Here is a 22,452-nt window from a genome sequence, read left to right on the forward strand (position 1 = left end):
CGCCCTCAGCCTGGCGGCCGAGGGCGGACGTCCAGGTTGGCCAGCGAGCCCGTCCGAAGGACGCCCGAGGGGAACGTCTGGCTCAGCGTCCACTCGCTGGGTATCACCACGGTTGTCAGGCCCGCCGCGACCGAGGCCTGCGCACCGGTGGCGGAGTCCTCCACCCCGACGGCGGCGCTCGGGCTCACGCCCAGACGGCGAAGTGCGGTGAGGTAGACGTCCGGCGCGGGCTTGGGGGCCGGACCGGCCGGACCTCCCCGCCCGACGACAGCACCGACGGCTGGCAGCAGGCCGAGCGCCTCGACGGCACGGGTGACCACCGAGAGATGACTGGACGACGCGACCCCGACGGCGATGCCCCGGGCGGCCGCCCGGCGCACGAAGTCGACGGCGCCAGGCATGGGCGTGGGATCCGCGTAGAACCGAGCCAGCCCGTCCTCGCGGCGGCGCAGTAGGTCTGTGACGGCCACGGCCATGCCGTAGTGGGCGACGAGTGCAGCGTAGAGACGGCTCGCGGGGCGGCCGACGTGCAGGGCGAACAGCTCACGGTCGAGGTGCGCCCCCTCGTCGGCAAGAATCCCTCGGGCGACGTCGAACGCAGCAGTCTCGCTGTCGACGAGGAGGCCGTCGAGGTCGAGCACGACTGCGTCCGCCTCCAGCCCGAGCGTCGTCATCAGCCAGCGACGTCGTAGAGCATCGGCTGCTTCGCCAGGCCGCGCATCAGCTCCTCGACCGCCAGGACCCCGGCGCGCACGATGGCATCGACCGTTGCTGCCCCGCAGTGCGGGGTGAGGACCACGTTGGGCACGCCGCGCAGCAGGCTGTCATCGGGCAGTGGCTCCTGCTCGAAGCTGTCCAGGGCCGCCGCGGCCAGCGGCCCCTGCACGAGTGCCTGCGCGAGGGCGGCCTCGTCCACGATGCCGCCGCGGGCCGAGTTGACGAGCAGGCTGCCAGGTCGCATGGCGGCCAGGAAGGCCGCATCCACGAGGTGGTGGGTCTCGGGGGTGTACGGCGCGTGGATGGAGATGACATCCGATCGTGCGAGCAGCTCGTCCAGACCGACCAGCGGGATGTCGCCGGCATCGGCCAGCGGGTCATGGCCGATCACCGTCATGCCGAAGGCGCGAGCGCGAACAGCCACGTCGCGTCCGATGCGTCCGGTGCCGACGAGCCCGAGGGTGCGCCCGGCGAGCTCGATGCCGCTCGGCCGGGACCAGGAGCCCGCGCGGATCGCGCGGTCCATCGTCGTGATCGACCGCGCAGCCGTGAGCATCAGCCCCAGGGTGAGTTCGGCGACGGACGTGGTGGTGGCACCCACGGTGCGCGACACGCGGATCCCCAGCTCGTCGGCGACCGCGAGATCGACGTTGTCCGTCCCGATGCCGAACCGCACGATCGTCGTGAGGTGCGTCGCCTGCCGGAGCACGGGCTCGGACGCGTCGTCCACTCCGAGGATCACCCCCGTGCAGCCCACGAGGAGCTCGGACAGCTCGTCCGCGGTAAGGGGGCGCTGCTGGGTGGCGTAGCGGACTTCCATGCCGCTCGACGCGAGCAGGTCCCGGTGCGGACCCGGCGTCTCGCGGAAGCCGCGAGGGGTGACGGCGACCGTGGTCACGAGGCCACGTATCGCGGATTGGGCCGGACCTCGGGGCCCTCCTCCCCTTCGACGACGATCACCGGGAACCCGCGCTCGGCGATCGTCGCGTAGTCGTACCCGGCATCGCCGATGTAGACGGCGTAGAAGACAAGGGGCGTGGTCCCGGTGTTCACCGAGCGATGCGCCCAGTGGCCGGGCACGTAGTTGGCGATGCCTGGGCGCATCTCCTTCGTGACGGTCCTGCCGTCCTCGAGGGCCATGACGAGCAGCCCCTCTCCCGACAACGTCAGGTAGATCTCGGCGCGATCCCGGATGGCGTGGAAGTGCCCCTTCGTGAAGAAGTACTCGTCGCCGACCTTGCCCGGCGCCAGGACCGTGGTCGACGAGAGCAGGTTGTTCCCCGTCGGGGGCACGCGGACCTCGTGCACGGTATAGGCACCGACGCCCGGGTCGTCGATGTCGGCGACGAAGTAGCCGTCCAGGTCGGCGAGCCGGCGGTCCAGCACGTCAGGGTCAGGGACGAGCGCTCCGGTGGCGAAGTCGATCGTCACTGCGAAGGGTTCGAGGGGGGCAGATGTCACGGCGGTTCTCCGGTCTCGATGGTTGCTCAGGCGCGCAGGGCTGTCTGGAACTCCGTGTCCGCGAGGGCATCGCGCAGCACGCGCATCACGGTCTGGGTCCCGCCTCGCATCGGGTTGATGCGTACGGCGTACTTCTCGAGACCGGGAGTGGCCTTGAGGAAGGTGCTCGTGAGATAGGTGAAGAGCGGCAGGAACTCGAACTGCGCCTCCTCGCCGACGGACTGGCTCGGGGAGCCGTGGCGCCAGGCGGAGCGCAGGAAGTGCTCGGCTGCGGGGCGATCGAACAGCAGGACGATGCAGCGGATCCCCGGCTGTGCCGAGTAGGCACCGGCCAGGAACGGCAGGTCACCGGCCGCGATCCCGGCGTTGATCTCGTCGACTGCCCGCAGGATGGTCTGGTTCTGGATCGCCAGCGCGACCGGCGCGTAGATCAGGGAGCGCAATGCGGCCATGGCATAGGGCCCTTGGACCTGAGCACCGGCCGAGGCGTTGTCCCGCCGGATCCGGCCGGCGGAGTCAGCGTCCGCGAGCACGGCTCCGATCGCCTGCGGCGCCAGCAGCTTGAACAGCGACAGCGCGGAGGCGTCCGCGCCCATCTCGACCCCGATGCGGTGCGAGCGCATGACGGCGTAGTTGTCGTCGACGAGGACGCGCAGGTCATCCCCTCCGACGGAGCGGGCGAGCTCGATCGTCTCCTCGATCCCGTAGGAGTCGCCCAGCTGCTGGGGAACATGCTGGAGGTAGAAGGTGGAGGGGGAGTGGGCGCGCAACGAACGCTCGAGCTCGGAGGCGTCGTTGAAGTCGACGTACTGCACGTCCAAGCCCATGTGCTGCATCGCGGGCAAGGTGGTCTTGTAGGGATGCGCCTTGTGCAGCAGTATCCGTGAGCCCGGTTCGACGATCCCGTTGAGCATGGCGCGGATCGACCCCGTCCCCGCCCCGTGCACGAGGACCGCCTCATCGGTCCCGAAGAAGCGGGCGAGCACCTCTTCGACGCGCGCGGTCGCCCTCGGTCGACCGCCTCCGCCGAAGCCGACGGTGGCGAGCTCACGGACCTGGCCGTAGTCCTCGACGAAGACCTCGTCGGATCCCATGACCTGCGCGGCTGTCTCCACCAGCCGGAACTGGTGCTCGGTGGCGTCCTCGACCGACATGTGGTCGCGGACGGCCGTCCGCTCGAACTGGTGAGAGATGTTCTCGACGAAGTCGCGGTCAGAGCTCACTGAGCACCTCGTCGATCGCGCGGCAGGTCGCCGACACCATTGCTCGTGCGTCAGGCATCGTGGTGACGAGCGCCGGGAACAGGGTGATGACGTCGCCGGTGGCGCGGAGCATGAAGAGGTTCTCCATCGCTCGGTCCATGACCCGGCGGCCGACGCCGGACTCCCGGGGGAAGGGAGTCCGTGTCGCGGCGTCCTGCACCAGCTCGATGCCGATGAGCAGCCCCTTCCCACGCACATCGCCCACCCTCGGGTGATCGGCGTAGATGCGCGCGAACTCCGCGATCATCCACTCGCCGACCCGCTCTGCGTTGCCGACCAGATCCTCCTTCTCGATGGCATCGAGCACGGCGATGCCCGCTGCACAGGCTGTGGGGTGCGCCGCGTAGGTGTGGCCCGAGACCTTCGCCTGGCCGCTCGCCTGGTCGCCGTAGATCGTCTCCATGACGCGCGAGGTGGCGAGTGCCGCGCCCAGCGGCACGTAGCCGCCGGTGATGCCCTTGGAGGAGGTGACGATGTCCGGTGTGACCCCGAAGTGCTCGAAGCCGAACCATCGACCCGTGCGACCGATCCCGATGAACACCTCGTCGTCGATCCACAGGATGTCGTGGCGGTCGCAGATCTCGCGCAGCCGACGGAGGTAGTTCGCCGGCGGGACCAGGACGAGCGCAGCCGGGATCGCCTCGGCCAGGATCCCGGCGATCCGCTCGGGGCCGATGTCGAGGATGGTGGCCTCGAGGGCGTCGGCGCAGGCGTCGCCGTACTCCTCCTCGGTCATGTGGTCCGGACGTCGGTAGGGGTAGCAGGCGTCGACCTCGGCGAACCCCGGCGCGAGGGGCGCGAACCACGTGCGGAACTCGGCGTTGTCGCTCGCGCTGGCTCCGACCAGCGTCGTGCCGTGGTAGCCCGTCTTCCGGTAGAGGAACATGTTCTTCCCGGGATTACCGCGAGCGCGGTGGAAGCTCTTCGCCAGCTGCGTCGCGCTCTCGACGGCCTCCGAGCCGGACGAGACGAAGAAGCTCGTCTGTAGATCCGCGTCGGTCAGACCGGCCAGTCGCCTTCCGAGCTCGATCGAGGGCTCGTTGATGAACGTCCGCAGCGAGACCCAGTGCAGTGTCGTCATCTGCGCGTGGACCGCGTCCGCGACGTCCACACGGCCGTGACCGAGGGTCGCGGCAGCCGATCCGCCCGACAGGCCGTCGAGGTACTCGTTCCCGTCCATGTCGGTGACGTATACGCCGCTCGCGGACACAGCCAGCGGGCCGCGACCCGTGCGCGTCGCGGCGGCTGAGACTCCATGACGCCAGACGTAGCGGATCGAATCCTCGACGAGGGCTTCTATTTGCTCGTCCGATGCCCTATTTTTGTCGACCACGGACACTTGCCCTCCTGAAGACGTCGTAACATCATTATCACTCTAGCCCCGCTCGCGACCGCTGACAACGCTCTGCCTCACACTCTGGAGCCCGCCGCATGACCGTCATCGCATCCACGCCGGGAGGCTGGATGGCTGCCGAGATGGCCGAGCAGCCGGAGCGCGTGCGCGCCGCCCTCGCGGGTGTGCGCGAGCAGGGCGGTGTTCTGGCACCCCTGGTGGCGTCTGCGCGTGAGGTGCTCGTGCTGGGCCGGGGGTCCAGCCGCTCCGCCGGCACCTACGCGGCCGAGGCGCTGCGGACGTTCGCGGGGGTCCCGGCATCGACGACGTCGCCGGCGCACCTCGCATGGTCGCAGCAGCGGCGCCTCGACGGAACGCTCGTCGTCGCGATCTCGCAGTCGGGCGAGAGCACGGAGATCATCGCTGCCGCACGCCGGGCCCTCGAGCTCGGCGCGAACCTCGTCGCCGTCACCAACTCGCCGGCATCGGAGCTGGCGGGGCTGGCTGGCCCGCGGCAGACCATCCACTTCCGAGCCGGGAACGAGATCGCGGTCCCGGCGACCAAGAGCTTCACGTCGTCGCTGGCGTGCCTTCTGGGCCTCGCGATGGCCCATACCCCGACGGGTCTCGTGGACGCGGAGGCGGAGCTGCCGCAGCTCATGGCCGAGCTGCTGGCCGATCCCGACGCCACGTTCACCCTCGACGGCACGACCGACATCGCTTGCGCGGGTGAAGGATTCGCCGAGGCGGTAGGGGAGGAAGGTGCGATCAAGCTGCGTGAGACCCTTCGGATTCCCGTCGCCTCGTTCGAGACCAGCGAGTTCCTCCACGGCAGCATCAACTCTGTCCGGCCCCGCTCGACCCTGGTGACGGTCGACGCCGACCCCTCTGGCCGGAGCCTCGCGGAGCAGGCGGCCGTAGGAGCGGCGAGCAGAGGCGCCGCGACCGTGAGCATCGGAGCGTCGGCCACGAGCTCCGCCGGGCGCCACATCCGCATCCCGCAGGTCCCGTCCCACTGGGTTCCCTTCCTGGCGGTCCTGCCGATTCAGCGTGCCGCGCGCGAGGCCGCGATCGCTCGCGGCGAGGACCCCGACCGGCCGCCGGGTCTCTCCAAGATCACGAGGATCGCCACGGGTCCGGCGTGAATCCCGTCCACGCCGTCTCGAGCGAACTCGTGATGCAGAGGGTGCCGAGCGCCAGGCGCGCCACAACTGGAAGGAAGCGCTGATGACCGAAGCGACACCACTCATCGACATGCGTGACATCGCCCTGAGCTTCGGCGTGGTCAAGGCGCTCCGAGGGGTCGACTTCGAGCTGCGGCCCGGCGAGGTGCACGCGCTGCTGGGCCAGAACGGCGCCGGCAAGTCGACCTTGATCAAGGTTCTGTCCGGCGTCTACCAGCGCGACAGCGGTGATGTCCGGATCCACGGCGAGCCGACCCAGTTCAAGTCGGCCCAGGAATCACGTGAGAGCGGCATCGCCATGGTCTACCAGGACCTCTCGCTGGTCCCGACCATGACGGTCGCTGCCAACCTGTTCCTCGGACGCGAACCGCATGGTCCGCTGAAGCTGGTGCGCAACGGCGACCTCGTGGCGAAGGCGCAGAAGTACCTCGACGAGCAGGGCTTCCCGGTGAAGGCGAACGCGACCGTCGACAGCCTGCCCTTCGCCTACCGGCAGCTCACGGAGATCGCCAAAGCGCTCATGGGCGACATCAGGATCCTGGTCCTGGACGAGCCCACCTCGGCCCTGTCCGCTGGCGAGGAGGAGATCCTCTTCGACGCGGTCAAGGAGGTCACCAAGCGGGGGGTCGGCGTCGTGTACGTCACGCACCGCCTCCACGAGGTCTTCCGCATCAGCGACCGCGTCACCGTTCTGCGTGACGGACTCAACGCAGGGACCTTCCAGACCGCAGACATCACCATGGAGGCGCTCGTCCAGTCGATCGTGGGGCCGGGCCACGAGAAGCTGACGCAGTCGACCCTGAGCCTCGAGGAGGGCGAGCGACGCGCGTCCCACGCAGCCGGGTCCAGCAAGAGCGCCACGCCGGTCATCGAGCTGCGGGATGTTCACAACGAACGGCTCCATGGTGTGAGCCTCGCCGTTCGTCCGGGGGAGATCCTCGGGCTCGCCGGCATGGTCGGCTCCGGACGGACCGAGATCCTCGAGACCATGTTCGGGCTGCGCCGGGCGGCCGAGGGCGAGGTGCGCTACCAGGGCGAACCGGTGGCGTGGCGAAGCCCCGCGCGCGCCATCGCCGCCGGCGTCGCGCTCATCCCCGAGGACCGCCATCTGCAGGGGCTCGTCCTCGGCGACACCATCGCCGCCAACGTGGCCCTGCCCCAGCTCCCCGGGCTCACGAGGTCCGGCATGTTCGCCAGGCGCGAGGCGGCCCGACGTGCCAGAGCAGCGGTGTCCGACCTCAATGTGAGGACACCGGGCATCTCCACCAAGCTGCAGAACCTCTCCGGCGGCAACCAGCAGAAGGTCGTGTTCGGCAAGTGGCTCACTCCCGAGCCGAAGCTCCTGCTGCTCGACGAACCGACCGTCGGGGTCGACGTCGGCGCGCGCGACGAGATCTACGGCATCATCCGCCGCTTCGCGCGGGCGGGCTGCGCCGTGGTGGTGATCTCCTCCGACCTGGTCGAGCTCGAGATGCTCTGCGACAACCTGGCTGTCGTCCACGACGGCCGCATCGTCACCACGGTCCATACGTCCGACATCGAAGGTGAAGAAGGCCTCCACCAACTCGTTCAGGAGTCAGCGCGATGAGCACATCCACTACCCCGGCGCCCGAGAGCCTGCGCGAGCCCAGGACCAACCCGTTCAAGGCCATGCTCAACAGCGACCGCCCCTACCCGCAGGCGCTGGCTCTGGTCGTACTGATCATCTTCTTCTCGGTGATGTCACCGGTGTTCTTCTCGGCCGCCAACTTCGCCAACATCGGCCGGCAGACGACGCTTGTCACGGTCATGGCGGTCGGCATGACCTTCGTGATCATCTCCGCGGAGATCGACCTGTCCGTCGCGTCGATCCTGAAGCTGTCGGGTGTCTCTGCGGCCCTGTTCATGCAGGAGTTCGGCGAGAACTGGATTGCAGGCGCCCTCGTGGGCATTGGGGTGGGCGCGCTGATCGGCTTCACCAACGGGCTGCTGACGACGAAGCTGCGCATCCCGAGCTTCCTCGTGACACTGGGAATGTTGGGCGTGGCAAAGGGTCTCGCGTTCGTCATGACCGACACGGCTCCGGTCCTGGTCGACAACACCACGTTCTGGAACGTCTTCTGGGAGGGCAGCGTCCTCGGCCTTCCGGTCCCGATCATCTGGACGGTGGTGATCCTGGTCATCGGCGGGGTCCTGCTGCACCTCACCACGTTCGGCCGGAAGGTGTACGCGACAGGTGGCAACGCGGTTGCCGCGCGCTACTCGGGCATCAGCACCGATCGCGTCAAGATCTACTGCTTCATGCTGTCCGGCGTCCTCGCCGGCCTCGCCTCCCTCCTCTTCGCAGCACAGGCGCATGCCGCGCGCCCCGACTTCGCGGACGGACTCGAGCTCGATGTGATCGCCGCCGTGATCCTGGGCGGCACCAGCCTCTTCGGCGGTCGCGGCACCATCATCGGAACCTTCATCGGCTCGCTGATCATCGGTGTGCTCAACAACGGCCTCGTGATCATCGGCGTCAGCTCGTCGTGGCAGATCGCCGTCAAGGGACTGATCATCATCCTGGCGGTCGCTTTCGCGGCGCGTAAGAAGTGAGCACCGCCACGGCGCCGCTCGCACACGGCCGTCTCCAGGGCAAGGTGGCGATCGTCACCGGTGGGTCGCGGCAGATCGGTCTCGCCATCGCGAGACGGTTCGCCGCCGAGGGGGCCAAGGTCGTGATCGCGGCGCGCGGCGAGGATGACGGACGCGAGGCCGAACTGTCCATCCGCGGTGCGGGAGGCGAGGCGACGGCGCTGGTCTGCGACGTCGCCGACGAGTCGAGCGTCGCTGCCACTGTCGACAGGGTGCTCGAGCTGTACGGGCACGTGGACATCATGGTGAACAACGCCGGAACCGGTGTCGCCGAGGCGATCACGGACCTCTCGTGGGACGACTACCGGCGGGTGATCGACATCAACGTGGGTGGCGTCCTCCTCGGCACGAAGTACGCCGCGCGCGCTATGCAGCGCGGCGGTCGCGGGGGAAGCATCATCAACATCTCGTCGATCCAGGGGGTCTTGCCGTTGAGGCAGTCGGCGGTGTACGCCGGCAGCAAGGGTGCGGTGAACCTGATCACCCAGCAGACCGCAGCGGACCTCGGCGCGTTCGGCATCCGCGTGAACGCCATCGCGCCCGGCTACATCGACAGCCCGATGATGCACGGCTACCACGACCTCGTCAGCGAGTCTCCCGGCGAGGCCATCGGCGCGGCGCGGCGCTCCATCGTCCTGGGGCGTCTGGCGACGACCGATGACGTCGCCGGTCCGGCACTCTTCTTCGCCTCCGACGACTCCGTGTACGTCACGGGGACGCTCCTGCTCGTCGACGGAGGCTCGCAGTGCCACGGGGCGATTGCGTGAGCGTGACCCAGTCCTCCCTGAACTCCGGTACGAGCGAGTTTCCACACCTGTTCACCCCGCTGCGCATTCGCGGACACGAGCTGCGCAACCGGATCGTCTTCCAGCCGCACTTCAACTGCCTGGCGGATGTCCACGGGATGCCGACTCCAGACCTCACCGCCTATCTCGAAGAGCGAGCATGGGGCGGCTCGGGTCTCATCGTGGACGGCTCGATGGCGACGATGTACGAGGGCCAGATGTCCCGGAAGTACCTCGCGGCCTGGGACGAGCGGTCGGTGGAGGGGAACCGGCGCACCACCGACGCGGTGCACGCGCACGGAGCCACGATCTTCGCCCAGCTCAATCATGGCGGCCACACGTCGCTGGAGCACCCCCCGCCGGTGCTGTGGGCGCCGACGCAGATGCCTGAGCCGTCCAGCGTGCACACGACGAAGGCCATGGATGCGACCGACATGCGCAGGGCGGTCGAAGGGTTCGCCACGTCCGCACGCAATCTCGCGGCTGCCGGCTACGACGGTGTCGAGCTGAAGATCGCCCATGACGGGCTGCTCCGCAGCTTCGCCTCCCCGTTCTTCAACCGTCGCACGGACGCATACGGAGGTTCGTTCGAGAACCGGATGCGCTTCCCCCTCGAGTGCGTGGCCGCCGTTCGCGAGAACATGCCCGACGACATGGCGCTGGGCATCCGGATCTGTCTGCACGAGTACACGCCCTTCGGATACGAGCTCGACTACGGCCTCCGGATGGCCGAGCACCTCGAGGCGAGCGGACTGGTCGACTACTTCAACTGCGACGCAGGGTCCTTCTCGAGCTTCTGGATGGAGATCCCGCCGGCCGCCGTGGCGCAGGGGTTCTTCCGGCCGCTGAACCAGGCCCTCAAGGCCCAGTCGGATCTTCCAGTCGTCGCCTTCGGGAGGATCAAGGACGCCGACCTCGCCGAGCACATGCTGGCTTCCGGCGAAGCGGACATGATCGGCATGGCGCGGCAGCTCATCGCCGATCCGGAGACGCCGCGCAAGCTGCTGGAGGGCCGGGCAGGCGAGGTGCGGGCGTGCATCGGCTGCAACGACGGCTGCCTGCACGCGGTGGCGCAGGAGAAGCCGATCCGCTGCGTGCAGAACCCTGCTGCCGGCCAGGAGCTCCTCTACAGCGAGCGGTTGCTGGTGCACGCATCCCAGCCGCGTACCGTCGTCGTCGTCGGCGGCGGCCCCGCGGGGCTGAAGGTAGCCGAGATCGCAGCCCGGCGCGGGCACCGTGTGTCGCTGTTCGAGCGCGACACTCAGCTGGGCGGCCAGGTCCGCCTGGGCTCGCGCCAACCGCACCATCAGGAGTTCGCCGAGGTCGTGCACTACCTCGAAGCAGCCGTCCGGAGGCTCGGCGTCGAGGTGTGGACCGGCGTCGACGTCGACGCCCAGGGCGTCCTGGACCTCGGGCCGGACGTCGTCGTCGTCGCAACGGGCTCTCAGCCCAACCTGCCCGACTCCGACCGTCGGTCGCACGCCGACCCGGACGCAGGGGTGGTCGCGCGCGAGCGCGGTCTCACCGTCGGCCCCGAGATTCGAGGTCTCGAGCTGTCGTGCGTCTACTCGGCGGATGAGGTCCTTGCCGGCGAGGCCCTTCCCGGGACGCACGTGCTCGTCGTGGACGGCCAGGGGCACTGGGAGGCTGCCGGCACCGTCGAGTTCCTGGCAGCGGCCGGGCACCAGGTCACCGTCATCACCACGCGGGCGTCGGTCGGCAGCGAGCTCGAGGGGACGAACCACGCGATGTTCATGCAGCGCGTGGGGAAGTCGCAGATCGTGATGCGGCCGTTCACGGGCCTGCGCGCGGTCGAGCCAGGTCGGGCGCTGCTGATCGACGCCGTGACAGGCGAGGAGTCGTGGCTCGCGGTCGACGCCGTCGTCCCGGTGTCCTGGCGGCGCTCGCGCGATGACCTGTTCTACACGCTCCACGACCTGGTGCTGGAGTCCGGTGCAGCGGTCCAGGTCGAGCGGGTGGGTGACGCCGCCGCCGCACGCATGGTCCAGACGGTCCTTCTCGAGGCGCACCAGATGGGCACGGTCCTGTAGATGGGGCTGACGATCGCGGTGTGCGTCAAGCCTGTGCCCGTGAGCACCACCCTCGATCCCCGAACTGGACGCCTCGACCGGACCGGCGCGCATCGCATGAACTCGGTCGACGAGAACGCGGTCGAGGCCGCCTTGAGCCTCCGCGACGCCGTGGCCGGCAGCGAAGTCGTCGTGGTCGCCGTGGCACCCGATCGGCTCGCCGAGTCACTGCGGCCCGCTCTGGCGATGGGCGCGGATAGAGGTCTCTGCGTGTCAGGACCTGAGCTCGAGGGCGCCGACCTGCTGGGCGTCAGTTCGGCTCTCGCGAACGCACTCTCGGGGATGAGCCCCGATCTGGTGATCTTCGGATCGTGGAGCAGCGACGGGTACGGCGCCATGCTGTGGGCGGCGGTCGGCGAGCGACTCGGGTTACCGGTCGCGTCACGTGCCGTCCGGTTCGTCCTCGACAACGATCGCTTGACCGTCACACGTCAGATCGAGCAGGGGAGCCAGGTCCTGGAGGTCGAGCTGCCTGCGATCCTGGCTCTCTCCGGAGAGGTCAACACGCCCCGCTACCCGTCGTTCAAGGACGTCATCGCCGGGAAGAAGAAGCCGATCGACCAGGTCACGGCCACCCCATCGGTGATCGCGGCGGGGACGACCGTGCTGTCCGTCGAGCCGGCGCCGCCGCGTGCCCGAGGTGTCGTCATCGAGGACGATGGGCAGGCGCACGAGCGTCTGGTCGACTTCCTGGTTCAGCGAGGTCTCGTATGACCTCGCGCGCGCTTGTCCTCGCGGAGCTACGGCGGGGCGCGGTGACGGCGGGGAGCCTCGGTGCGATCGCTGCAGCCGCCCGCTGTGCGGACGAGGTGGACGTGCTGGTGGTGTCCGGGACGGACGAGGTCGTGGACGACGCGCTCTGCGGGGCCCTCGGTGGCCAGGGCGCGACGTCGGTGCACAGCGCACTCCTCGATCCGGCTCTGGCCTCGGTGTGCACGGACGTCCTGGACCAGCTCGTGTCTGAGCTGCGACCCGGCATCGTCATCCTCGAGAGCTCGTCGCTGGCGTCGGACGCCGCGGCGGCGCTGGCTGCTCGTCGCTCCGCCGGCGTGAACTGGGACCTCGTCGGCCTCGAGCGGGACGAGACAGGCTCATGGATCGGAACCCGGTTCGCGCTCCAGGACAGCCTGGTGGTGCGGGTCGGTTGGACGACCGAGCTGGCGATCGCCGTCCTGAGGCCAGGGGTCTTCGAGGCGCGGGATGCGACGGAGGACATGCCTCGCCGGGGAGCTCTGCTTCGGGATGTGCGAAGCAGCACGGCCGGCCGGGTCATCTCCACCGACGGCGGCGAGTTCGAGTCGTCCGGCCTGGACTCGGCCGACATCGTGGTCTCTGGCGGCCGCGGCGTGGCGACGCGCGAGCAGTTCGCTCTGCTGGAGGAGCTGGCGGCCCTCCTGGGTGGAGCGCTCGGGGTCAGCATGCCCGTGGTGGACAAGGGCTGGTACCCGCACTCGTACCAGGTCGGTCAGACCGGGCGGACCGTGCGGCCCCGCGTGTACATCGCCTGCGGGATCTCCGGTGCGATCCAGCACCGGGTCGGCATGGCCAGGTCGGGCACGATCGTGGTCATCAACAGCGACCCCCAGGCACCTCTGTTCGGTGTCTGCGATTTCGGCATCGTCGGCGATCTCACGCAGGTGGTTCCTCGTCTGACTGCCGCTCTTCGGGACCGAGGCTAGCTGGCGACCGGCGAGAGGCCCGTGCCGTCGATCCGGCACGGGCCTCTCGTGGTTCGCCAGGGCCGTCGGTCTGCTCGCCCTAGGGGACGTCGACCCACCGACCATGCTCGGCCGAGTCCAGGACGGCCTGCGTGATCCGCGCCGCGCGAAGGCCGTCGCCGAAGGCGGGCAGCCCATCGACAGCCTCCCCGCGCACGGCGGCGTACACGTCGCCGACGAAAGCGTTGAAGCAGTCCTGGTAGCCCTGCGGGTGCCCCGGCGGCAGCGGAGCCAGCAAGGGGGAGGCCGACGGCATCGGGGTGACGCCGCGAGGCACGACCGTCGCCTGGGAGCGCGCGCCCACCCAGAGGGTCTCCGGCTGCTCCTGATCGAAGGCGATCGACTGGTCAGCGCCGTCCATCGAGAACCACAGCCGGTTCTTGCGGCCGGGAGAGACCTGACTGACGACCAGCGAGCCGATGGCGCCCTGGTCCGTCTCGAAGACCACCGTGGCCAGATCCTCTGTCGTCACCCGGGTCGTCGCGTCCCGGGACTGGATGGCGGTCTTGGTCTGCGCCACCAGCCGGGAGATTCGGTGACCGCTGACGAACTCGACGACATCGCACCAGTGCACGCCGATGTCGCCGAATGCCCGCGAGGAACCGCCCACAGCGGCATCGACGCGCCAGTTGATGTCGGCGGAGCTCGAGAGCCAGTCCTGCAGGTACGACCCGTGCAGCACCCAGAGCGGACCGACGTCCCCGCGCTGCACGCGCATCCGCGCTTCGCGCACGGTCTGGTAGTAGCGGTAGACGAACGGGACGCCGTTCACCACTCCGTGCCTCGCCGCGAGGTCGACGACCTCCTCGGCGTCGGCCACCGTCGTCGCGAGAGGCTTCTCGCAGATGACGGCCTTGCCCGCCGCCGTCGCCTTGCGCGCAAGGGCCGCGTGCAGGTTGTTGGGAGTGCAGATGTGGACGACGTCGACATCGTCAGACTCGATGAGAGCCTCGGCCGATGCGGCGGCGGCGCGGGCTCCCATCCGTGCCGCCGCCGCCATCGCCGCCTCAGGGGTAGCGTCAGCGACGGCTGCAACGATGCCGCCCGAGGCGCGGACCGCCTGAGCGTGCACATTGCCGATGAAGCCGGCGCCGATGATCCCTGAGCGAACTGCGTCACCCATCGACATCGACCCACTGCTGGGTTCGCGACGACTCCAGGATCGCGTCCGCGACGAGCGAGATCCGGTAGCCGTCCTCGAAGTTGGGCCGCACGGGAGTGCCGTTCACGATGGCGCTCACGAAATCGTACGCCTCGATGATCTTCGTCTCGCCGTACCCGATACCCAGCGCCGGGATCGGCCAGAGGCCCTCGCCGTACGGGTGAGCAGGTCCGGTGTAGACGGTTCGGAACCCGCGCCTGTCGCTGGGATCGTCGGCGAAGCACACCTGGAGCTCGTCGCGGCGCTCGTAGTTGAAGAAGAGCGAGCCCAGGGTGCCGTGGATCTCGAACGTGATGAAGTTGTTGCGGCCGTAGCCGTTGCGGGTGGCCTCGAGCGAGCCGACGGCGCCGTTGGCGAATCGCAGCATCGTGACCATCTCGTCGTCGACATCGACCGGACCGAGCTCGCCACCGGTGCGCGACGTGCCGAGGGCGTCGCGGCCGCCGGACTGCTTCGGGCGCTCCGGGACGATGGTTCGAGCGATCCCGATCACCGACGTGATGTCGCCGGCGAGGTATCGCGCGAGGTCGATGATGTGCGTACCGATGTCGCCCACCGCCCCCGAGCCGGCGATCGCGCTCTGGAAGCGCCACGACAGCGGCGACGCGGGGTCCGCGCTCCAGTCCTGGAGGTACGTGCCGCGGAAGTTGAGGATCTCGCCGATGGCCCCCTCGTCGATGTACTTCTTGGCCAGCGCCACAGCCGGTGTCCGGCGGTAGTTGAAGGCAACCATGTTGACCACGCCCGCGGCAGAGACGGCGTCCAGCATCGTCTTCGCCTCAGCCGCGTTCCGTGCCAGCGGCTTCTCGCAGATGATGTGCTTGCCAGCCTCGGCAGCAGCGATGGCCATCTCGGGGTGCAGGTGGTTGGGCGTCGCGATGTCGACGATGTCGATGGAGGGGTCCTCGATCACGCGGCGCCAGTCGCCCGTGCTCGATTCGAAGCCGAACCGTGCGGCGCCCTCTGCGGCGAGCTCCTCAGTGGCCTCAGCGATCACCGCCCGCACCGGGATGGCCGGTGCCGGCCAGAAGAACATGGGCATGGCCGCGTAGGCCAGTGAGTGGGCCTTGCCCATGAAGCCGGCCCCGATGAGGCCTACGCGCAGTTCTCGCATGCTGTATCTCCGTCCATGAGGGGTAGCTCCGCCCACGGGCCCGCGCGTAGGCGGCCCCGGTGGCGGTGGTCTGGGGTCTTCTTCGGTCAGCCGAGGGTGATGCCGAGTTCGGTGATGATCTGGTCGAGGTGAGCCTTGGATGCCTTGGCCGCCTCGAGGTTGGATCCGGCATACTCATCCAGCTCGACCATGAGCCAGCTGTCGTAGCCCGTCTCGGTCACGGCTCGCACGATGTCGGTGAAGTCGAGGGTCCCTGCACCGAGCGGGGTCCAGGTGAAGGGATCGGGCTTCCAGTCCTTCAGGTGGACGTGCTTGATGCGATCGGAGTGCGAGCGGATCATCGCGGCGGGGTCTCCGCCGGCTGCTGCGAGGTGCCCGGTGTCCGGGCACAGGCCGATCTCGCTCAGGTCCATGATCCGTGCGAGCTCGACCGGGTTCTCGACGATGGTCGTCAGGTGGGGGTGGTACGTCGCGACGAGTCCCCGGTCGGCAGCCATGCGGTCGACGAGGTCCAGGCCGTTGCCCAGCGCGATGTAGTCCTCGTCGGTGGTGCCGGCGGCACGACGGGCACCTCCACCGACCACGAGCCGCTCGGCTCCGAACCTGACGGCGAGCTCGATGGCGCGCGAGATCTTGTCCATCTCGTCGGGAAGGATGTCGGCGTAGATGAAGTTCGCGCCGGTGTAGACACTGACCAGCTCCAGGCCGTTCGCCTCGAGCAGGCCGAGCAGGTCGTCCGGTCGGTCTGCGTACTTGGCCACGTCGCCGTCGAACATCTCGGTGCCGGTGTAGCCGGCCTCGGCGATGTCACGGGCGGCGTCGGCGATATCGCCCACCCCGCAGTAGAAGAGGTCCTTGATGCTCGTCACGCCGACCGGATGGCCGAGGACGCCGCCCCAGGTGATCGAGTGGTAGCCGAGCTTCACGAGGTCTCCTTGTGCTGCAGTGGATGTGTGGGGGCCGTCGGATGTCAGCCGACGATGAGTGGTGCGAGCGTGCGATGAGCGATCTCGAGGCCTGTCTTGACCTTGTCCTCGGTGCCGCCCCAGATCGGGTCCTCATGCTCGACCGACAGCACGCCCTCGAACCCGCCTTCGTAAAGGGCATCGACGACCGCGGTCCAGTCGACCTGGCCGAGGCCGGGGACGCGATACCGCCACCAGCCGACGTCCCAGGGATCCGGTCGGTCGATGGCCTTGCCGGGCCATCCGTACCGGTTGCGCAGTTCCGGGAAGACCTGGATGTCCTTGGCCTGCGCATGCGGGATCCGGTCGATGTAGGGGGTGAGCGCAGCCACCGGATCGATACCCATCCACACCAGATGCGACGGGTCGTAGTTCAGGTACAGGCCGATCGAGAACATCCACTCCCACAGCTCAGGGGAGTAGGCGAGGTTGCCGGGGTAGCCGTCGGGGTGCCAGCCCTCCATGACGCAGTTCTCGATCACGAGCTTGACGCCCTTCTCGCCTGCTGAGTCGACGAGGGGCTTGAAGACCTCCTCCGCCTCCGCGAGGTTCGCCGCGACCGACCGGGAGGGGTCGCGGCCCACGAAGGTCCCGACCGTGGGACAGCCGAGGAGGGCGGCGGCGTCGATGCATGCGAGCACGTGCTCGTTGATCGCGGAGCGCTCGGCGGGGTCCGGGTGCAGGTTGTTGTCGTAGAACGCCAGCGAGGACAACGTGAGTCCGGAGGTGTCGAAGCGCTCCCTGATGTCCTCGGCCGCGGAGCGATCGAGCGTCTCGACGGCGATGTGCGTCGCGGTGAAGGGGCGATTCCCGACGGCAGGCCAGGCGGCGACCTCGAGGGCCTGGTAGCCCGCAGCGGCCCCCCACTCGATGATGGCATCGAGGGGCTGGTCGGGCAGGCAGGCGGTGAGGAAGCCCAACTTCATGACCCTGTCTCCTTCGCTCGGCAGGCGGGAGCCACTGTAATGTCACTCACCGACAAAAAAAAGTCCCTGAACGGAGAAAGTCCGATGGTTTCCGTCTAATATGGCGCCGTGCCAGCGGACCTGTCCCCCTCGGGCGATCTCATCGCCGTGCTGCGCAGGGTCCGTGAGGCGGGGCATACGACCCGTGCCGACCTGGGTCGGGATCTGGGCCTCCGTCGCGGGGTCGTGACCCAGCGGGTCTCGGCTCTGCTGGACCTCGGGCTCGTCGACGAGGCGGTGACCCGTCGTTCCTCGGGCGGCCGCGCCCCCCGAGAGCTGGCCTTCCGGCGGGACGCAGGGTTCGTGCTGGTGGCCGACCTCGGCGCGACCACCTTGGTAGCCGGGGTAGCCGACCTGTCCGGAGCGCTGGTCGCGACTCGCGAGAGCCCAGCCGATGTCACCGATGGCCCGGAACGCGTCCTGGAGCAGCTCGAGTCGACCTGGGTGGACCTGGTCCAGGAGTCGGGAGTCGGACGGGAACGGATCTGGGGCGCGGGGATCGGGGTCCCCGGGCCCGTCGAGTTCGCGACCGGTCGGCCGATCTCGCCGCCGATCATGCCGGGATGGGACTCCTACCCGGTGCGCGAGCGGCTGGCGACCGCCTTCGACGTACCCGTGTGGGTCGACAACGAGGTGAACCTGGAAGCCCTCGGCGAGTCCCGGATCGGCCTGGGGCGCGGAGTCGCCGAGATGATCTTCGTGAAGATGAGCGTCGGGATCGGTTCCGGCGTGATCTCGCGGTCCGTGCTGCATCGTGGCGCGAACGGGGCGGCTGGCGACATCGGCCACATCGCGGTCGTCCAGGACGAAACCGCCACCTGTCGATGCGGGAACACCGGATGCCTCGAGGCCGTAGCCGGCGGGCTCTCGCTGGTGCGAACCGCGACCGAGCGGGCCGCGCTCGAGAGGTCGAGCGTCCTGGGGCGCATGGTCGATGAGGGCCAGTCTCTGGCTGTCGACGACATCACCTCGGCCGCCGGGAGCGGTGACGCCGTCGCTGTCGACCTGCTGACGCATTCGGGCCGCCTGGTCGGGGACACCCTCTCGACGCTGGTCAACTTCTACAACCCGGGGCTGCTGGTGCTCGGGGGACGCCTCGTGCAGGGCAACGACGTGGTGCTCTCGACGGTGCGCGAGACGGTCTACGGGCGATCACTTCCGCTCGCCACGCGAAACCTCGTCATCGCCCGCAGCGAGCTCGGGCCGCTGGGCGGTCTCGTCGGAGCAGCCGTGATGGTGGTCGACGAGCTCTTCTCGCGCACCCGCTTCCCGCTCTGGTCCCCTCAGAAGTCCCCTCATGGACATCCCGAGATTGCGAATCCCCGATGAGTCTCTTCACGGTCGCCCACTTCCACTGCCTCGCCGGACGCGGGCCGGAAGTCGAGGCCTTCCTCGCGCCGCTCGTCGAGCCGACCACGTCGGAGGACGGCTGCGTCTACTACCGCTACTTCCGCGACACGAGCGATCCGGACCACTTCGTGTTCTGGGAGCAGTGGCGGGACGACGACGCACTCGACACGCATATCGGAACGGCTCGGGTGCAGTCGATGCTCGTCTCGGTCCAGCCCTTGCTGGCCGCCCCGGTCGCCGCCTATCGGCTCAGCCTTCGGTGACTCTCGGCTCACGGCCCTCGGTGGGCAGCACCGGGGGGACGCGGTTCTCCCCAGCCCATGCAGCGAAGTAGGCGGGTCGGAAGATCTCGTCGAGTGCGAGGGCCGTAGCCCCGTGCAGCGCCGCCCGCTCCCCGAGCGCCACCTTGGCGATGACGAGTTCCCGCGTCGCGAGGGGGAGGGAGCGGGAGTAGACGATGTTCCGGACGGTCGCCAGGTAGGCGTCCCCGGCGAGCATCAGACGCCCGCCGAGAAGGATCAAGGACGGGTTGAAGAAGTTCACGATCCTGGCCAGCGTGTCGCCCACCAGTCGCGCCGACTCGGTCATCAGCACGACGCTCGCCCGGTCGCCGCTCACTGCGCCGGCAACGACATCGGCGGCGGCGAGTGGGCGGAGCTCGGCCCGCTCGGCAAGGAAGGGGCTCTCGCCACGCGCAGCCAGCTCAGCGCCACGCCGCGCCAGAGCCCACCCGCTCGCCAACGCCTCGAGGCACCCGGTGTTGCCGCAGCGACACTGGATAGTGGGATCGTCGCTCACCTTGACGTGGCCGATGTCGCCCGCAGAACCCTGCGCCCCACGATGGAGCACGCCGTTGGAGACGAGCCCGGCACCGATCCCTGTGCTGATCTTGACCACCACGATGTCGCTGTGATCGACGGCCGCCCCAGCACGGAGCTCGCCGAGAGCCATGACGTTGACGTCGTTGTCGATCCAGACGGGCACGTTGTAGCGGTCCTGCATCACGCCGCGGATGTCGAACTCGTTCCAGCCCGGCATGATCGGCGGGCTGACTGCCCGGCCTGTCGCGAACTCGACTGGACCGGGGATGCTGATGCCGATCCCCCACAGATGGACGTCGAAGATCTGGCGGTTGTGGAGGATCTTGTCGAACTCCGCGATGACGGTCTTGAGCGTCTCCTCGGGGCCGGTGCTGATGTCGTTCGGCAGGTAGACCCGCTCGAGGATGCCGCCCGCAAGGTCGGCCAGGCCGACGAACATGCCCTGTGCGCCGATGTCCGCGGCGAGTACGAAGCCGCGCAGCTTGTTGAACTGGAGGCCGCGCGGTGAACGCCCGCGAGGGACGGCCAGCACGTCGCCTTCGACGATGAGATCCAGCTCGATCAGCTGCTCCAGGCGCTGGGTGATCACAGCCCGCCCGAGCTCGCTGCTCCTCACCAGATCCGGCCTGGTCACGGCGGATCCGGAGCGCACGAGGTTCAGCACCTGCAGCAGGGTCTGTGCCTGCTCTTCCGCTACCACGCCGCCACGATAGCCGGATCCTCGCAGCGCTTGTTCATGCTCGGGGTCGCTCGCCATCCGGTTCGGATGGTGCGGGCGGAGGTCTGCGATCGCCAACCAGACGAGAAGACCGCAGCCGATGGCTGGATCCGTCCCCTGACGAATCCCGACGTGGCCATGGTTGCGGACCGATGTCGACCGTGGCGCCGCTACTGCCGACTCTGCCCTCGCTCATGACCAGCCCAGGTTGAGTTGAGTGGGAGTAGCGGGCGCCCCGCGTCGTGACGTCCGTACGGTCGCGTGCGGACCTGAACGACGTGGCTCTGCCGCTGTACCGGAGGTCGTAGGGCAACACGTCCGTGCGGACGGCCTGCTCGGCTGTCCACGAACCCGAGGGGCCGGACCGCGCGTCACCGCTCACCCTGATGCGGCGAGCGTTCCGCCTGGAGCGCGAGCCCGGCCCCGGCATCTCGACGGAGCGGGACGGACTGATCGACGAGGACGGCTCGACCGGTGCGGGCGTCCGGGCTCCGCTCCCACCCACGAGGCCTCGCAGCATCCGAAGGCCGAGTCCGACGACCCACGCGACGACCCGATCGAGCCTCTCGTTCATCACGCTGCGTCCATCAGCCTCTGCGTCGGCTCAACGCTGCGTAGCCGCACCATTGCGAATCGCTCCTGAATGGTCCGTGTGGGTGGTGGCCGAGGGCGACATCGTCGGCCGTACCTGTTTCGCTTCAGCCTCCAGCAGCGATGAGCGAGGGGGACGGCGTGGCGGTCGGTGACGGCACGGCAGCGGCGGCGCTGCTGCGCGCGATGGTCCGCGACGTGCCCACGGCGGTGCTCGTGACCGACCTCGAGGGCAAGGTCCTGCTCGCCAACCGCTCGGCCCGCCGGCTGATCGGCAGGCCCGGCCACGTGAGCCTCGTCGAAGGTGTGCACGCCGACGACGCCCACCGACTCCGCGCCTACATCGCCATGCTCGCCGGCGACGCCACGCACCGCTCGGTCCACCTCGCCGAGCTCCAGGTGCGCTGGGGCGACGTCGAGCGCGTGGTCGCCGTCGACGGCCGCCGCATCAAGGGGCTTCCGGGCTTCCGCGGCCTGGTGTTCTCGTTGCAGGACGTCTCGCAGTACGTCGAGGAGCTGCAGTCGCTGAGGCGGTCGGCGTACGTCGACGCGCTCACCGGGCTCCCGAACCGCGCCGCGATGTGGAACGCGATCCAGCAGGCCTTCCGCACCCGCCAGAACGGCTCGGTGCTCATGGTCGACCTCGACGACTTCAAGGGCATCAACGACCGGTTCGGCCACGCGGCCGGCGACCAGGTGCTCACCACGGTCGCCGGGCGTCTGCGGCGCGCGGTCCACGAGATCGGCACGGTGGCCCGGTTCGGCGGCGACGAGTTCGTGATCCTGCTGCCCGCCGGCGGCGAGGACGACGCACGTCGCGTGATGAACCTGGTCGTGCACGAGGTCGGTCGCCCGATCCCGGTGGGCCTCGACGACCTGGTCGTCGGGGTCAGCGTCGGCGGCGCCGTGCTCGGCGGTCGTCATCCCGACGACGCGCTGCGCCGTGCCGACGAGGCCCTCTATCGCGCGAAGTCCTCCGGCCGCGGCCAGACCTGCCTGTGGTCCGACGACGACGAGGAGTGGCGGGTGCGGCGCGCGGACGTGCGCCATGAGCTCGACCGGCTGCGCAAGGCGCTCGAGGCCGAGCGGCAGAAGGCGCGTACCGACGTCGGCACCGGGCTGCCCAACACCCGCCGTCTGCTCGAGGACCTCCGAGCCCTCTGCGACCCGGCGCGGCCGCAGCCCGTCGGGCTCGTCTTCATCGACCTCGACCACTTCGGCGCGGTGAACAAGACCCACGGCGACACCGCGGGCGACGACGTCCTGCGCCAGGTCGCGGACGTGTTCCGCGGCGCGTGCCGAGGCATGGACACCGTGTACCGCAAGGGCGGCGAGGAGTTCGTGGTCGTGCTCCCCGGGGCCGACCACGACCAGGCCGTGCGGGTGGGGGAGCGGTTCCGCCGTCGCCTCGTCGAGAACGGCATCACGCACGGCGGCCTCGAGGACATGCCCTTCGTGACGCTCTCCGCCGGCGTCGCCACGGCTGAGCTCGTCGACGACGGGTCGGTCGACGAGCTCATGCGCATCGCTGCGATGCGGATGCTCACGGCCAAGCAGTCGGGCCGCAACCGTGTCGTGAGCGAGGGCGGCGCCTCGACCTGAC

At 69.2% G+C, this 22,452-nt stretch carries 20 protein-coding genes; 10 read left to right on the forward strand and 10 right to left on the reverse strand.

Translation table 11 applies throughout. The features are described 5' to 3' along the window. Positions 1-5: 5 nt before the first annotated feature. The 5 genes from ACFQGU_RS05335 to ACFQGU_RS05355 are packed head-to-tail and all read right to left on the reverse strand — an operon-like array spanning position 6 to position 4,779. Positions 6-674, reverse strand: a complete 669-nt coding sequence (locus ACFQGU_RS05335; RefSeq protein ID WP_386764457.1) for an HAD family hydrolase — start codon at positions 672-674, stop codon at positions 6-8. Continuing rightward, a complete protein-coding gene (locus tag ACFQGU_RS05340; RefSeq protein ID WP_386764459.1) occupies positions 674-1,615 on the reverse strand; it encodes a phosphoglycerate dehydrogenase in 942 nt (313 codons plus the stop codon). Before ACFQGU_RS05340 ends, ACFQGU_RS05335 begins: the two co-directional genes overlap by 1 nt. Next, on the reverse strand, positions 1,612-2,148 hold the full coding sequence (locus tag ACFQGU_RS05345; protein ID WP_386764461.1) for a glucose-6-phosphate isomerase family protein: 537 nt from the start codon (positions 2,146-2,148) through the stop codon (positions 1,612-1,614). Before ACFQGU_RS05345 ends, ACFQGU_RS05340 begins: the two co-directional genes overlap by 4 nt. 56 nt (positions 2,149-2,204) lie before the next feature. After that, on the reverse strand, positions 2,205-3,401 hold the full coding sequence (locus ACFQGU_RS05350; RefSeq protein WP_386764463.1) for an aminotransferase class V-fold PLP-dependent enzyme: 1,197 nt from the start codon (positions 3,399-3,401) through the stop codon (positions 2,205-2,207). After that, positions 3,391-4,779 (reverse strand): aminotransferase family protein, encoded by a 1,389-nt coding sequence (locus ACFQGU_RS05355; protein WP_386764465.1) that lies wholly within the window; start codon positions 4,777-4,779, stop codon positions 3,391-3,393. Before ACFQGU_RS05355 ends, ACFQGU_RS05350 begins: the two co-directional genes overlap by 11 nt. Before the next feature lie 92 nt (positions 4,780-4,871). Between ACFQGU_RS05355 and ACFQGU_RS05360 the strand changes: the two genes are divergently transcribed. From ACFQGU_RS05360 to ACFQGU_RS05390, 7 genes are all read left to right on the forward strand, one after another. Next, the gene (locus ACFQGU_RS05360) at positions 4,872-5,918 is read left to right on the forward strand and encodes an SIS domain-containing protein (RefSeq protein WP_386764467.1); all 1,047 of its coding nucleotides are present in this window, start codon (positions 4,872-4,874) and stop codon (positions 5,916-5,918) included. A gap of 82 nt (positions 5,919-6,000) precedes the next feature. Next, a complete protein-coding gene (locus ACFQGU_RS05365; RefSeq protein WP_386764469.1) occupies positions 6,001-7,545 on the forward strand; it encodes a sugar ABC transporter ATP-binding protein in 1,545 nt (514 codons plus the stop codon). After that, the gene (locus ACFQGU_RS05370; RefSeq protein WP_386764471.1) at positions 7,542-8,531 is read left to right on the forward strand and encodes an ABC transporter permease; all 990 of its coding nucleotides are present in this window, start codon (positions 7,542-7,544) and stop codon (positions 8,529-8,531) included. Before ACFQGU_RS05365 ends, ACFQGU_RS05370 begins: the two co-directional genes overlap by 4 nt. Further along, positions 8,528-9,337, forward strand: a complete 810-nt coding sequence (locus tag ACFQGU_RS05375; RefSeq protein ID WP_386764473.1) for an SDR family NAD(P)-dependent oxidoreductase — start codon at positions 8,528-8,530, stop codon at positions 9,335-9,337. The genes ACFQGU_RS05370 and ACFQGU_RS05375 overlap by 4 nt, the downstream gene beginning before the upstream one ends. Beyond that, positions 9,334-11,406: an oxidoreductase gene (locus ACFQGU_RS05380; protein WP_386764475.1), complete on the forward strand. Its 2,073-nt coding sequence runs from the start codon at positions 9,334-9,336 to the stop codon at positions 11,404-11,406. Before ACFQGU_RS05375 ends, ACFQGU_RS05380 begins: the two co-directional genes overlap by 4 nt. Before the next feature lie 39 nt (positions 11,407-11,445). After that, on the forward strand, positions 11,446-12,159 hold the full coding sequence (locus ACFQGU_RS05385; protein WP_386764477.1) for an electron transfer flavoprotein subunit beta/FixA family protein: 714 nt from the start codon (positions 11,446-11,448) through the stop codon (positions 12,157-12,159). Continuing rightward, positions 12,156-13,124, forward strand: a complete 969-nt coding sequence (locus tag ACFQGU_RS05390) for an electron transfer flavoprotein subunit alpha/FixB family protein (RefSeq protein ID WP_386764479.1) — start codon at positions 12,156-12,158, stop codon at positions 13,122-13,124. The genes ACFQGU_RS05385 and ACFQGU_RS05390 overlap by 4 nt, the downstream gene beginning before the upstream one ends. A gap of 79 nt (positions 13,125-13,203) precedes the next feature. On the opposite strand, the gene ACFQGU_RS05395 is transcribed toward ACFQGU_RS05390, so the two are convergent. From ACFQGU_RS05395 to ACFQGU_RS05410, 4 genes are all read right to left on the reverse strand, one after another. Then, the gene (locus ACFQGU_RS05395; RefSeq protein WP_386764481.1) at positions 13,204-14,286 is read right to left on the reverse strand and encodes a Gfo/Idh/MocA family protein; all 1,083 of its coding nucleotides are present in this window, start codon (positions 14,284-14,286) and stop codon (positions 13,204-13,206) included. After that, a complete protein-coding gene (locus tag ACFQGU_RS05400) occupies positions 14,279-15,439 on the reverse strand; it encodes a Gfo/Idh/MocA family protein (RefSeq protein ID WP_386764483.1) in 1,161 nt (386 codons plus the stop codon). Before ACFQGU_RS05400 ends, ACFQGU_RS05395 begins: the two co-directional genes overlap by 8 nt. A gap of 86 nt (positions 15,440-15,525) precedes the next feature. Further along, positions 15,526-16,365 (reverse strand): sugar phosphate isomerase/epimerase family protein, encoded by an 840-nt coding sequence (locus tag ACFQGU_RS05405; protein ID WP_386764485.1) that lies wholly within the window; start codon positions 16,363-16,365, stop codon positions 15,526-15,528. 44 nt (positions 16,366-16,409) lie between these two features. Then, positions 16,410-17,330, reverse strand: coding sequence for a sugar phosphate isomerase/epimerase family protein (locus tag ACFQGU_RS05410; protein WP_386764487.1), 921 nt, complete (start codon positions 17,328-17,330; stop codon positions 16,410-16,412). A 108-nt stretch (positions 17,331-17,438) separates the two neighbouring features. Between ACFQGU_RS05410 and ACFQGU_RS05415 the strand changes: the two genes are divergently transcribed. Both ACFQGU_RS05415 and ACFQGU_RS05420 read left to right on the forward strand, forming a co-directional pair. Further along, complete coding sequence (locus ACFQGU_RS05415; RefSeq protein WP_386764489.1) at positions 17,439-18,698, forward strand: ROK family transcriptional regulator; 1,260 nt, start codon at positions 17,439-17,441, stop codon at positions 18,696-18,698. Beyond that, positions 18,695-18,982 (forward strand): putative quinol monooxygenase, encoded by a 288-nt coding sequence (locus tag ACFQGU_RS05420; RefSeq protein WP_386764491.1) that lies wholly within the window; start codon positions 18,695-18,697, stop codon positions 18,980-18,982. The genes ACFQGU_RS05415 and ACFQGU_RS05420 overlap by 4 nt, the downstream gene beginning before the upstream one ends. Here the strand turns inward: ACFQGU_RS05420 and ACFQGU_RS05425 are convergent. Continuing rightward, positions 18,969-20,297, reverse strand: coding sequence for an ROK family protein (locus ACFQGU_RS05425; protein WP_386764493.1), 1,329 nt, complete (start codon positions 20,295-20,297; stop codon positions 18,969-18,971). The genes ACFQGU_RS05420 and ACFQGU_RS05425 overlap by 14 nt on opposite strands. Positions 20,298-20,972: 675 nt before the next feature. Here ACFQGU_RS05425 and ACFQGU_RS05430 point away from each other — a divergent pair. Further along, the gene (locus ACFQGU_RS05430; protein WP_386764495.1) at positions 20,973-22,451 is read left to right on the forward strand and encodes a sensor domain-containing diguanylate cyclase; all 1,479 of its coding nucleotides are present in this window, start codon (positions 20,973-20,975) and stop codon (positions 22,449-22,451) included. Position 22,452 lies beyond the last annotated feature (1 nt).

The organism is Longivirga aurantiaca (assembly GCF_042660085.1).
GTDB lineage: Bacteria > Actinomycetota > Actinomycetes > S36-B12 > CAIYMF01 > Longivirga > Longivirga aurantiaca.

What these genes read in the sequence shown, in the direction of transcription:
- ACFQGU_RS05420 (WP_386764491.1), top strand. Translation starts at nt 18,695, where the DNA reads ATGAGTCTCTTCACGGTCGCCCACTTCCACTGCCTCGCCGGACGCGGG.
- ACFQGU_RS05335 (WP_386764457.1), bottom strand. Translation starts at nt 674, where the DNA reads ATGACGACGCTCGGGCTGGAGGCGGACGCAGTCGTGCTCGACCTCGAC.
- ACFQGU_RS05425 (WP_386764493.1), bottom strand. Translation starts at nt 20,297, where the DNA reads ATGGCGAGCGACCCCGAGCATGAACAAGCGCTGCGAGGATCCGGCTAT.
- ACFQGU_RS05360 (WP_386764467.1), top strand. Translation starts at nt 4,872, where the DNA reads ATGACCGTCATCGCATCCACGCCGGGAGGCTGGATGGCTGCCGAGATG.
- ACFQGU_RS05410 (WP_386764487.1), bottom strand. Translation starts at nt 17,330, where the DNA reads ATGAAGTTGGGCTTCCTCACCGCCTGCCTGCCCGACCAGCCCCTCGAT.
- ACFQGU_RS05400 (WP_386764483.1), bottom strand. Translation starts at nt 15,439, where the DNA reads ATGCGAGAACTGCGCGTAGGCCTCATCGGGGCCGGCTTCATGGGCAAG.
- ACFQGU_RS05430 (WP_386764495.1), top strand. Translation starts at nt 20,973, where the DNA reads ATGAGCGAGGGGGACGGCGTGGCGGTCGGTGACGGCACGGCAGCGGCG.
- ACFQGU_RS05395 (WP_386764481.1), bottom strand. Translation starts at nt 14,286, where the DNA reads ATGGGTGACGCAGTTCGCTCAGGGATCATCGGCGCCGGCTTCATCGGC.
- ACFQGU_RS05370 (WP_386764471.1), top strand. Translation starts at nt 7,542, where the DNA reads ATGAGCACATCCACTACCCCGGCGCCCGAGAGCCTGCGCGAGCCCAGG.
- ACFQGU_RS05365 (WP_386764469.1), top strand. Translation starts at nt 6,001, where the DNA reads ATGACCGAAGCGACACCACTCATCGACATGCGTGACATCGCCCTGAGC.
- ACFQGU_RS05390 (WP_386764479.1), top strand. Translation starts at nt 12,156, where the DNA reads ATGACCTCGCGCGCGCTTGTCCTCGCGGAGCTACGGCGGGGCGCGGTG.